Genomic DNA, 11,548 nt, shown 5'->3' on the forward strand with positions numbered 1-11,548 from the left:
ATCAGGCGCGCACGCGCGGAAACGCCGTGACGCCGCGAAACTGCGCGGCGCCACCCAGCGCCTGCTCGATGCGCAGCAATTGGTTGTACTTGGCCACGCGATCGCTGCGGCACAGCGAGCCGGTCTTGATCTGCGTGGCGCTGCCGGCCACGGCCAGATCGGCGATGAAGGTGTCCTCGGTCTCGCCGGAGCGATGCGAAATGACCTGCGCATAGCCGGCCTGCTCGGCGATGCGCATGGTTTCCAGCGTCTCGCTGAGCGTGCCGATCTGGTTGAGCTTGATCAGGATGGCGTTGGCGATGCCGGCGGCGATGCCGGCGCGGAAGATCGCCGGGTTGGTGACGAAGTTGTCGTCGCCGACGATCTGCAGGCGCGCGCCCAGACGCTGCGTGATCAGCTTCCAGCCGGCGTCATCGCCTTCCGCCATGGGATCCTCCAGCGAGCAGATCGGGTAGCGGTCCACCCACACCTCGTACAACTCGATCAGGTGCTCGGCGGCGAGGCTGCGACCTTCACCGGCGAGGTGGTACTTGCCGTCCTCGAAAAACTCCGAGGCGGCCGGGTCCAGCGCCAGCCAGATGTCCTTGCCCGGGCGATAACCGGCGCGGGTGATGGCTTCGAGGATGGTCTCGATGGCCTCCTCGTGCGAGCGCAGATCCGGCGCGAAACCACCCTCGTCGCCCACCGCGGTCGACAGGCCGCGCGACTTCAGCACCGCCTTGAGCGCGTGGAAAGTCTCGGATGCGGCGCGCAAGGCCTCGCCGAAACTGGGCAGACCTGCCGGGACAATCATGAATTCCTGCATGTCGAGGTTGTTGTCGGCATGCACGCCACCGTTGATCACGTTCATCTGCGGCACCGGCAAGTGCACCGCGCGCTCCTGCGCCAATGCCTGCCAAAGATCGATACCGCGCGCCGCGGCGCTGGCGCGCGCCGCCGCCAGCGACACACCAAGAATGGCGTTGGCGCCCAGCCGACCCTTGTTGGGCGTCCCGTCCAGCTCGCACAAGCGGCGATCGAGGCCCGCCTGATCAGCGGCGTCGAAATCCTGCAGCGCGCGCGCGATCTCGCCGTTGACGTGCGCCACCGCGTGCAGCACGCCCTTGCCAGCGAAGCGCGCCTTGTCGCCGTCACGCAATTCCACCGCCTCGCGCGAGCCGGTTGAGGCGCCGCTGGGCACCGCGGCGCGACCACGCTGGCCGCCGTTGAGCGTGACCTCGGCCTCGAGGGTGGGATTGCCGCGTGAGTCGAGGATTTCGCGTGCGTGAATGCTGCTGATGCGGGTCATGGCGTTCTCGGTTGCGTGTTGGTTTGAGATTTACAGCGTGTGCTCGATAAAGCCGGCGCGCTTGACGCTGCGATCAAGCTCCACCAGCACTTCCAGCAGCGCGGCCATTTTTTGCAGCGGCCAGGCATTGGGACCATCGCTGAGCGCGTGCTCGGGATCGGGATGCGTCTCGACGAACAGGCCGGCGATGCCCGCGGCCACGGCCGCGCGCGCCAGCACCGGCACGAACTCGCGCTGCCCACCGGACCTGGCGCCCTGCCCGCCCGGCAACTGCACCGAGTGCGTGGCGTCGAACACCACCGGGCAGCCGGTGGCGCGCATCACCATCAGCCCGCGCATGTCGGAGACCAGATTGTTGTAGCCGAAGCTGACGCCCCGCTCACACACCATGAGGTGTTCATTGCCGGTGGCGCGCGCTTTCTCGACCACATGCTGCATGTCCCAAGGCGCGAGAAACTGGCCTTTCTTGATGTTCACCGGCTTGCCGGCGCGGGCCACGTTGTGGATGAAATCGGTCTGCCGGCACAGAAACGCCGGGGTCTGCAGCACATCGACCACGCTGGCGACCTCGGCCAGCGGTGTGTACTCGTGCACGTCGGTGAGCACCGGCACGCCAATCTGGCGCTTGACCTCGGCGAGCACGCGCAAGCCACTTTCCAGGCCCGGACCGCGATGCCCCGCCAGCGAGGTGCGGTTGGCCTTGTCGAAGCTGGATTTGTAGATGAAGGGCACACCCATGCGTGCGGTGATCTCCTTGAGCTGACCCGCGGTATCCAGTGCCAGTTGCTGGCTCTCGATCACGCACGGCCCGGCGATCAGGAACAGCGGATGCTGCAGCCCGGCCTCGAAACCGCACAGCTTCATGCGACGTGCTCCGCGGCCAGGCGCGGTGCTTCGCGCACCAGCTTGTGTTCGCGCGCGGCACGTACGAAACCGACGAACAGCGGGTGCCCGTCGCGCGGCGTCGAGGTGAACTCCGGATGGAACTGGCAGCCGAGAAACCACGGATGCTGCTGTGGCGACAACTCGACGATTTCCACCAGCAGATCGTCCATGCTCTTGCCGGCCATCACCAGCCCCAGATCGGCGAACTGCTGCTGATAGGTGTTGTTGAACTCATAGCGATGACGATGGCGCTCGCGAATGACCTCGCTGGCGTACATCTCGCGCGCCAGCGTGCCCGGCGCGAGCCGGCATTCCTGCGCGCCCAGGCGCATGGTGCCGCCGAGATTCGAGTCCTGACTGCGACGCTCGACACTACCGCTGGCCGTGGTCCATTCGGTGATCAGCGCGATCACCGGATGCGGCGTGCGCGTGTCGTTTTCGCTGGAATCGGCGCCGGCCAGCCTGGCCACGTTGCGCGCGAACTCGACCACCGCCGCGTGCATGCCGTAGCAAATGCCGAAGTACGGCACGCCGCGTTCGCGCGCATGGCGCGCCGCCTGCACCTTGCCCTCGAAGCCACGCTTGCCGAAGCCACCCGGCACCAGAATCGCATCGACCTCGCCGAGCAGCGCCGCAGCGCCCTCGGCCTCGACGCGCTCGGAATCGATCCAGTGCAGGTTCACGCGCGTGGCCTGGCGGATGCCGCCATGGCGCAGCGCCTCGCCCAGCGACTTGTAGGCATCCTTGTGTTCGACATACTTGCCGACGATGGCGATGTCCACGCTGTCGCGCGGATGGCGCACCGCGGCGACGGTCGCTTCCCACTCGGACAGATTGGCCGGACGCGCCTGCAAGCGCAGTTGCTCGACCACGATTTCGTCGAGGCCCTGCTGATGCAGCCACAGCGGCAACTCGTAGATCACGTCCACGTCCACCGCGCTGATCACCGCGCGCTCGGGCACGTTGGTGAACAGCGCGATCTTGCGCCGCTCGCCCTCGGGCAGCGGCTGCTCGGAGCGACACAGCAGCACGTCGGCCTGGATGCCGATCGAGCGCAATTCCTTCACCGAATGCTGGGTGGGCTTGGTCTTGATCTCGCCGGCGGCCTTGATGTACGGCACCAGGGTCAGGTGCATGAACAGACAGCGCGACGGGCCGTGCTCGATGCGCAACTGACGGATCGCCTCCAGAAATGGCAGCGATTCGATATCGCCCACGGTGCCGCCGATCTCGACCAGCGCCACGTCGAAGCCGCGCGTGGCCTCGTCGATGGCGCGCTTGATCTCGTCGGTGATGTGCGGGATCACCTGCACCGTGGCGCCCAGATAATCGCCGCGGCGCTCCTTGCGGATCACCGCTTCGTAGATCTTGCCGGTGGTCACGGAATTCTTGCCGGACAGCCGCGTGCGCACGAAACGCTCGTAGTGGCCGAGGTCCAGATCAGTTTCGGCGCCGTCGTCGGTCACGTAGACCTCGCCGTGCTGGAACGGGCTCATGGTGCCCGGATCGACGTTGATGTAGGGATCGAGCTTCATCAGCGTGACGCTGAGCCCGCGCGCCTCGAGGATGGCCGCCAGGGACGCCGCGGCGATGCCCTTGCCGAGCGAGGAAACCACGCCGCCGGTGACGAAAATCAGGGGAGTCATGGATGCGACTGCGCCGGGAAAGCCATACTTTACCGGCTTGCCCCTTTTCCCGCGAGCGGAAATCGTCATGACCCATCACACCAGCCTGCACCCCCTGCGCAGCCACATGAACGCGCGTGGCGTTGCCGCCTGCATCGTGCCCACCGCTGATCCTCATCTATCCGAATACCTGCCGACGCGCTGGAAAACGCGCGCATGGCTGTCCGGCTTCAGCGGCTCCGCCGGCACCCTGGTTGTCGGCGGCGACTTTGCCGGGTTGTGGACCGACAGCCGCTACTTCGAGCAGGCCGAGCGCGAGTTAGCCGGCAGCGGCATCGCCTTGATGAAGCAGCACGTGGCCCATGCGCCCGAGCATCTGGCCTGGCTGGCCACACGCCTGAATGCAGGCGCCAAGGTGTCGATCGCGGCGGACATGCTCAGCCTTGCTGGCGAGCGCCAGGTGCGCGCGACGTTCGATCCGGCCGGCATCGAGCTGCTGCTGGAGGATTTACCCGGCGCGATCTGGAGCGCACGCCCGGCGCTGCCGACGGCGCCGATCCGCGCGTACGACCCGGCCTTCGCCTGCGCCACGCGCGGCGCGCGCCTGGCCAGCACGCGCGCGGCCCTGCACGATGCCGGCGCCACGCACCACCTGATCAGCAGCCTCGACGACATCGCCTGGATCACGCTGCTGCGCGGCAGCGATGTCGAATACAACCCGGTGTTTCTCGCACACCTGCTGCTCGACGCCGAGCGCGCCACGCTGTTCGTGACGCCCGGCAAGATCGACGCGGCGCTGGCCATTGCACTGCACGCCGATGGCATCACGCTGGCCGACTACGCCGACATCGACACGACCTGCGCCGCGCTGCCACACGACTCACGCCTACTGGTCGACCCGGCGCGCGTCGCCGTGGCCACGCTGGCCGCATTGCCGGCGAGCGTGCAGCGCATCGAGGCCAGCAATCCCAGCACCGCGGCCAAGGCGCGCAAGAGCACCGGCGAGCTGGAGCACTGGCGCGAAGTGATGGCGCGTGACGGCGCCGCCTTGGTGCGCGCTTTCCGTCAGATCGACACGCGCGTGCGCGGCGGCGAGCAGATCAGCGAGTTGGACGTCGACGACATCGTCTGCGCCGAGCGTGCGCGCGAAACCGATTTCATCGCGCCCAGCTTCGCCACCATCGCCGGTTACGCCGCCAACGGCGCGCTGCCGCACTACCGCGCCACGCCGCAGCACCACGCCCGATTGCAAGCGCGTGGCCTGCTGCTGGTGGATTCCGGCGCGCAGTACCTCGGCGGCACCACCGACATCACGCGGGTCTGGGCGCTGGGCGACACGACCACCGAGGAGCGCGAGGATTTCACCCGCGTGCTGGCCGGCATGATCGCGCTCAGCCGCGCGCGTTTCCCCGCCGGCGCCAGCGGGCCGCAACTGGATGCGCTGGCGCGCGCGCCGCTGTGGGCTGCCAATGCGGACTATGGCCACGGCACCGGCCACGGCGTGGGCTATTTCCTCAACGTGCACGAAGGCCCGCAGGGCATCCGCCCGCCCGTGCCCGGCAGTGCGCTGGTGGCGCTGGAGCCGGGCATGGTGACCTCGATCGAGCCGGGCTTGTACCGCCCGGGCCACCACGGCGTGCGCCACGAAAACCTGGCCGCGACGCGCACCTGCGCGCAATCCGAATTCGGCACGTTTCTGGAATTCGAGACGCTCACGCTGTGCCCTTTCGACACGCGCCCGCTGCTGCCCGCGCTGCTCGATGCCGCGGCGCGCGCGTGGCTCGATGCCTACCACGTGCGGGTGCGCACCCTCCTCGCGCCGCGCCTGTCCGGCGGCGACCGCGACTGGCTGGAGGCGCGCTGCGCGCCGCTGGCCGCGGCTTGACCCTGCCGCGCGCGCCACCCATCCTGCATCGTTTGACGAATCGCGATCATCACCATGAGCAGCCGCTACAACGCCGCCGACATCGAAGTGCTCACCGGCCTGGAGCCGGTGCAGCGTCGCCCCGGCATGTACACCGACACCACGCGCCCCAACCATCTGGCGCAGGAGGTGATCGACAACGCGGTGGACGAAGCTCTCGCCGGGTACGCCAGCCAGGTGGACGTGATCGTGCATGACGATGGCTCGGTCGAGGTCAGCGACGACGGCCGCGGCATGCCGGTGGACATCCATCCGGATGAAGGCATCTCCGGTGTCGAGCTGATCATGACGCGCCTGCACGCCGGCGCAAAATTCTCCGATCGCAACTACGCTTTTGCCGGCGGCCTGCACGGCGTGGGTGTGTCGGTGGTCAACGCGCTGTCCAGCCGCGTCGAGGTCAACATCCGCCGCGACGGCAGCGAATACCGCACGCGTTTCGCGCATGGCGCGCCGGTCGGCAAGCTGGAAATCATCGGCACCACGCCGAAAAAGCGCAGCGGCACCACGCTGCGTTTCTGGCCCGAGCCCAAGTACTTCGATACGCCCAAATTCGCCCTGCCCAGACTGCGCCATCTGCTGCGCGCCAAGGCCGTGCTGTGCGCCGGACTCAGCGTGAGCCTGCTCGATATCGCCAGCGGCGAGCGCGAGCAGTGGCGCTACGCGGATGGTCTGGCCGATTATCTGCGCGGCACGCTGGCTGGCCTGGAAGCGCTGCCGCAAGGTTTGTTCCTGCAACAACTCAAGCGCAGCGAAAGCCAGCTCGACCTGGCGCTGGCCTGGTTGCCCGAGGGCGAGCTGGTGCAGGAAAGCTACGTCAATCTGATCCCCACCACGCAGGGCGGCACCCACGTCAACGGCCTGCGCAGCGGATTGACCAGCGCGCTGCGCGAATTCTGCGAGCTGCGCAACCTGCTGCCGCGCGGTTTGAAACTGGCGCCGGAGGACATCTGGGAGCGCGTGACCTATGTGCTGTCGCTGCGCATGAAAGATCCGCAGTTCGCCGGCCAGACCAAGGAACGCCTGTCTTCGCGCGATGCCGCCGGCCTGGTGGAAGGCGGCGTGCACGATGCCTTCAGCCTGTGGTTGAACCAGCACGTCGAGATGGGCGAGGCCATCGCGCAGCTTGCCATCGAGCGCGCCAACGCGCGCCTGAAGGCGGCCAAACAAGTCGTGCGCAAACGCATCACGCAAGGCCCGGCACTGCCCGGCAAGCTGGCTGACTGCCAGAGTCAGGATCTGGCGCGCACCGAACTGTTTCTGGTCGAGGGCGATTCCGCCGGCGGTTCGGCCAAGCAGGCGCGCGACCGCGAGTTCCAGGCCATCCTGCCGCTGCGCGGCAAGATCCTCAACACCTGGGAAGTCGAATCCAGCGCGGTGCTGGCCAGCCAGGAAGTACACGATCTGGCCGTGGCCATCGGCTGCGATCCCGGCGTCGATGCGCTCGATGGCTTGCGCTACGGCAAGATCATCGTGCTCGCCGACGCCGACTCCGACGGCCTGCACATCGCCACCTTGCTGAGCGCGCTGTTCGTGCGCCACTTCCCGATGCTGGTGCATGGCGGCCACGTGTTCGTGGCCATGCCGCCGCTGTTCCGCGTCGATGTGGGCAAACAGATGTTCTATTGCCTCGACGAGGACGAAAAGCGCGCGCTGCTGGAGCGCATCGAGCGCGAGAAAATGCGCGGCGCGGTCAGCGTGACGCGCTTCAAGGGCCTGGGCGAGATGAATCCCGGGCAGTTGCGCGAGTCGACCATTCACCCGGATACGCGCCGCCTGGTGCAACTCACCCTCGACGACGCCGCCGCCACCGCCAGCCTGATGGACATGCTGCTGGCCAAGAAGCGCGCCGGCGAACGCAAGACCTGGCTGGAGCGCAAGGGCGACCTCGCCTCGCTGGAGGTGTGAGCGAAGCCGGGACTGTTGACAAGGCATTGCGCACGCCGCGCAGTCCCCGACTTTTCCGGATGCGCGTCGCGCCGTCCTGGTCATCCCCGCGCGGACCTCACGTACCCCTCGTCATCCCCGCGCGGACCTCACGTACCCCTCGTCATCCCCGGGCGCGCGTCACGTATTCCTCGTCATCCCCGGACGCGCGCAGCGCGAGCCGGGGATCCAGTGGCGTTGACCTGCGCTGCGCCGGGTGTATTTTGCGCACGCTTCGATATCGCGCTGACAGGGGATGGCCATGCATCGTCGCTACGGGTGGTTGGTGTTGCTCTCGGTCGTCGTGGCCGCGGCGAGCGTCTATGCGGGCTGGATGCTTTTTCAACCCGCGCCGCAACTGCCGTTCACGGTGCACTGGGCGGATGCGAACCGCGCGCGCATCGAGCCGATCCCGGGCCTCACGCCCGCGAGCTTGCGCGCGGGCGATGGGCTTGCGCTCGGCGCGCAGCCGCGCGCGACCCGCATCGCGCTGGTCACGAGCGAACATGCCAACCTGCCCTCCTCGGCGAGCTATCCCCTGGTGATTCAGCGGGGCGCGGCACAGGTCAATGTCAGCGTGCACGCGGTCAATGGCAACAGGGAATGGGCCGATTGGATAACGGTCTACAGTTTGATCCTGTTCGCGGGCATCGCCCTGCTCGCGCTGTGGCGCGGCCATGATCGCGCCGCCGCAGGCATGGCCCTGTGGGCGCTGGCCGCAATCCCGCTCACGTTAGCAAGTGCTGGGATTTTCGCGCCCGGCGGCAACCGCCTGGCGCTGCTCGGGCTGATGGGCTTATACGGCTTCGGCCTGCTGGCGCGGATCGGCTTCTATGTGATGGCGGAGTCGATCGCCGGCAGCGCGTTGAGTCCCCGCCGGCGTGCCCTGTGGCGCGGCCTGTTCGCGCTGGTCCTGGGCGCTGCGGCGATCACGCTACTAGGTGGTCGGATCGCCGTCGTGACCGCCGGCTGGGCCGGACTGATGCAGCCGTGGCTGGGCCCGTTGATGCTGGCCGCCTATCTGGTGCCGATCGCGCTGCTCATCGTGAGTTACCGCCACGCCGATGCCCGGGGACGCCAGCGCCTGCGCTGGCTGCTGTGGGGCAGCGTGGTGTTCGTGGCGGGACTGGCTTTCGGCGACTTGCCGCTGCCGCTGAGTCTTCTAGCTACTACGGCGCTGAACAACGGGCTTGTCACCCTCGGCGCTGCCGCGATGCTCTATGCGGTGCTGCGCCACCGGGTGGTGGACGTCACGGTGGTGCTGAACCGCGCGCTGGTGTACGCGGCCACCACCAGCCTGGTACTGGGGCTGTTCGCGCTGCTCGAGAGCCTGATCGAGCGCAGTGCGCTCGGTCATCGCGCCGACCTCGTGCTCGAGCTCGCCGTGCCGCTCGGCCTGGGTGTGGCTTTAAGCACCGTGCACCGGCGTATCGAAGCCATGGTCGAGCGGTTCATCTTCCGCCACCAGTACCGCATGGAGGCCGCGCTGCGCCGCTTTGCCGAGGACTGCGCCTTCATCACCCAGCCGCAGAAGCTGTTCGAGCTCGGCGTCGAGCAGATCGCCCGCCACACCGGCGCGCCGCTCGTGGCGCTCTACGAGCGCGGGGCTGAGGGCTATGTGTGCATGCGTCAGCGCGGCGAGCGGGCGTTGCCGGAGACGGTCGCCGCCGATGATCTCGCCTTCGTCGCTCTGCGCGCGCGCAACGCCGCGCTCGATCTGCACGACAGCCAGAGCGCGCTCGGCGCGAGCGGCCATGCCTTTCCGCTGATGCTGCGCGGCAATCTGCTCGGCGCCCTGGTGGTGGCCGAGCGCGCCGGCGAGCACTACGCGGCGGATGAACGCGCGCTGCTGTTCCACGTCGCCCACGAGATGGGGATGGCACTGTTCGCACTGCGCGCGCAGGAAAGCGAGGAACGTGCCCAGGTTAGCGAGGCTCTGGCCCAGGCCAGCGAGGCGCGCGCAAGGACCAGTGAAACGCTGCTGATGGAGGCCCTGCGCGCTGTAGGGTCAACCGCCAGGACTTAGCAAGCCAACAACTCGAGCCCACTCAAACGGAACGCAGCCCAGGATTTTTCGGCTCGCGCCAGGATCCGCCGCGGGTTGTGGCAAGCTGCGGAAAGTTCAACGCAGTGGCGTCGGAGAACCCCATGTGCACAAAGCTCGAAGTCCTGGAAGCTGAAGCACTGAGACTTCCCTAGGCAGATCGCTCGCACCTGCTTGGGCACCTCATCGCGAGCCTCGATGCCGACCCCAAAGTCGAAGCAGCCTGGGAGTTGGAAGCGGATCGCAGGGAAGCTGCTCTGGAATCGGGTTGCGCAACCGAAGTCTCCGCGCAAGAGGCCATGCAGCGGCTGCGGTCAAGGCTTGCTCCGTGAAGTAATCGCTGCACCCTGGCGCCGAGCAGGATATCGCCGATGTCATGGACTTCTATGCAGAGCAGGTCGGCATGCTCGTTGCCGAGCGCTTCCTCGACAAGTTCGAGCGAGTCGCCAATCTCCTGGTCAGTCATCCGGGCTTCGGCACACCCGCCACGAAGGGCCGACGAGTCTTTCCGCTGCGAGTCTTTCCGTACTCGGTTGTGTACCGAAGCCTCGAAACAGGCGTTCGAATCATTGTTGTCCGCCATCAGCGCAGGAAGCCGGGGCACGGCGGCACTCGACGCTGACAGCCGCCTCTGTGGCTGCGACCGGTGCCGCATGAGTGTATTTTTTCGCACGCTTCGATATCGCACTGACAGGGGATGGCCATGCATCGTCGCTACGGGCTTCTGGTGTTGCTGACGGTCGTCGTCGTGATGGCCGTTGGGTATACCAGCTTCATGGCATTCAGGCCTGCGGGTTTGCCGTTTGACGTCAGTGTCAAGAATGCGCGTACCGCCATGGTCGAACCGGTTGCAAACATTCCGCTGCCGCCGGTACTGCGGGCTGGTGACCGGCTTGATCTGGCAGCGTTGTCGCGCTCGGCGCGTATCGCGGTCAGCATCATGCACCTCAGCAATTACAGTTTCCCCCTGGGACAGGCCTATGAATTCGTGATCCACCGGAACGCTGTCCTCGGCACGGTCTCCGTTACGACAGTGGATCTTGGTGCCGTACGCGACGCGTGGTGGTTTGAGTGGACAACGCTCAGTTTTTCCGTATTGCTTGGCGTGATCGCCCTGCTCGCGCTGTGGCGCGGCCGTGACCGGGCCGCCGCGGGCATGGCCCTGTGGACCATTGCCTTTCTGGTTGGTCTCGCGTTCCAGCATGCCCAACTGAGTGGGCTATTGGGGCTCAGCGCTTGGCTGGGGTCCAATGTCCTTTATCTGCTCGCGCGTTGCGGTTTTTACATCTTGATCGAATCCATGTTGGGTCCGGCGCTCACACCGCGGGCACGCTGGCTGTGGCGCGGCGGCTTTCTGCTGCTGCTCGCTGCGGGGGCGGTCACGCGCCTGGGCGGCCCCGGCCTCTTCGTCGCCACCGGCTGGGCGGAACTGTTGCGGCCTCAATATGGCCTGGTCTTCAGTGCGAGTTACCTCGTCCCGCTGGCCCTGCTGATCATGAGCTATGGCTACGCGGATGGCGCAAGGCGGCTGCGCCTGCGCTGGATGCTGTGGAGCGGCGTGATATTTGTGGTCAACATTTTTTTGAACAATACGGCCGTACTGGGACCCCAGGTTTCTTCCGTTGTGACCAACTCCGCGTTGGTGCTTTCTTTAACTGGGCTCCTGTACGCCGTGCTGCGCCACCGCGTGGTGGACCTGTCGGTGGCCCTCAACCGCGCCCTGGTGTACGCGGCGACCACCAGCCTGGTGCTGGGCCTGTTCGCCTTGCTCGAGAGCCTGATCGAGCGCACCACGCTCGGCCACGATGCCGGCCTGCTGCTGGAATTGACCGTGCCGCTCGCCCTGGGTGCCGCACTGA

8 protein-coding genes and 1 pseudogene are annotated in these 11,548 nt (G+C 67.0%); 6 read left to right on the forward strand and 3 right to left on the reverse strand.

Annotated elements, in window-relative coordinates:
• Nucleotide 1: 1 nt before the first annotated feature.
• From eno to ACYDAT_RS08070, 3 genes are read right to left on the reverse strand one after another with little or no spacing between them, the layout of a single operon-like run.
• Nucleotides 2-1,288: a phosphopyruvate hydratase gene (gene eno, locus ACYDAT_RS08060; RefSeq protein WP_461438581.1), complete on the reverse strand. Its 1,287-nt coding sequence runs from the start codon at nt 1,286-1,288 to the stop codon at nt 2-4.
• Nucleotides 1,289-1,318: 30 nt separating this feature from the next.
• Nucleotides 1,319-2,152, reverse strand: coding sequence for a 3-deoxy-8-phosphooctulonate synthase (kdsA, locus tag ACYDAT_RS08065; protein WP_461438582.1), 834 nt, complete (start codon nt 2,150-2,152; stop codon nt 1,319-1,321).
• A complete protein-coding gene (locus tag ACYDAT_RS08070; RefSeq protein ID WP_461449463.1) occupies nt 2,149-3,819 on the reverse strand; it encodes a CTP synthase in 1,671 nt (556 codons plus the stop codon). The genes kdsA and ACYDAT_RS08070 overlap by 4 nt, the downstream gene beginning before the upstream one ends.
• Before the next feature lie 67 nt (nt 3,820-3,886).
• On the opposite strand from ACYDAT_RS08070, the gene ACYDAT_RS08075 reads away from it, so the two are divergent.
• From ACYDAT_RS08075 to ACYDAT_RS08100, 6 genes and pseudogenes are all read left to right on the forward strand, one after another.
• The gene (locus ACYDAT_RS08075; protein ID WP_461449465.1) at nt 3,887-5,683 is read left to right on the forward strand and encodes a M24 family metallopeptidase; all 1,797 of its coding nucleotides are present in this window, start codon (nt 3,887-3,889) and stop codon (nt 5,681-5,683) included.
• Nucleotides 5,684-5,737: 54 nt separating this feature from the next.
• Nucleotides 5,738-7,627, forward strand: a complete 1,890-nt coding sequence (gene parE / locus ACYDAT_RS08080) for a DNA topoisomerase IV subunit B (RefSeq protein WP_461449467.1) — start codon at nt 5,738-5,740, stop codon at nt 7,625-7,627.
• A gap of 280 nt (nt 7,628-7,907) precedes the next feature.
• Nucleotides 7,908-9,671 (forward strand): hypothetical protein, encoded by a 1,764-nt coding sequence (locus ACYDAT_RS08085; protein ID WP_461449469.1) that lies wholly within the window; start codon nt 7,908-7,910, stop codon nt 9,669-9,671.
• A gap of 185 nt (nt 9,672-9,856) precedes the next feature.
• Nucleotides 9,857-10,021: pseudogene (locus ACYDAT_RS08090) on the forward strand (addiction module protein); the annotation flags it as partial.
• Between the two features lie 8 nt (nt 10,022-10,029).
• Nucleotides 10,030-10,311, forward strand: a complete 282-nt coding sequence (locus tag ACYDAT_RS08095) for a type II toxin-antitoxin system RelE/ParE family toxin (protein WP_461449477.1) — start codon at nt 10,030-10,032, stop codon at nt 10,309-10,311.
• 81 nt (nt 10,312-10,392) lie between these two features.
• The coding region (locus ACYDAT_RS08100; RefSeq protein WP_461449471.1) for a hypothetical protein at nt 10,393-11,548 on the forward strand (1,156 nt) is incomplete at its 3' end.

The organism is Metallibacterium sp. (assembly GCF_054637675.1).

What these genes read in the sequence shown, in the direction of transcription:
- ACYDAT_RS08070 (WP_461449463.1), bottom strand. Translation starts at nt 3,819, where the DNA reads ATGACTCCCCTGATTTTCGTCACCGGCGGCGTGGTTTCCTCGCTCGGC.
- ACYDAT_RS08085 (WP_461449469.1), top strand. Translation starts at nt 7,908, where the DNA reads ATGCATCGTCGCTACGGGTGGTTGGTGTTGCTCTCGGTCGTCGTGGCC.
- ACYDAT_RS08075 (WP_461449465.1), top strand. Translation starts at nt 3,887, where the DNA reads ATGACCCATCACACCAGCCTGCACCCCCTGCGCAGCCACATGAACGCG.
- parE (WP_461449467.1), top strand. Translation starts at nt 5,738, where the DNA reads ATGAGCAGCCGCTACAACGCCGCCGACATCGAAGTGCTCACCGGCCTG.
- kdsA (WP_461438582.1), bottom strand. Translation starts at nt 2,152, where the DNA reads ATGAAGCTGTGCGGTTTCGAGGCCGGGCTGCAGCATCCGCTGTTCCTG.
- eno (WP_461438581.1), bottom strand. Translation starts at nt 1,288, where the DNA reads ATGACCCGCATCAGCAGCATTCACGCACGCGAAATCCTCGACTCACGC.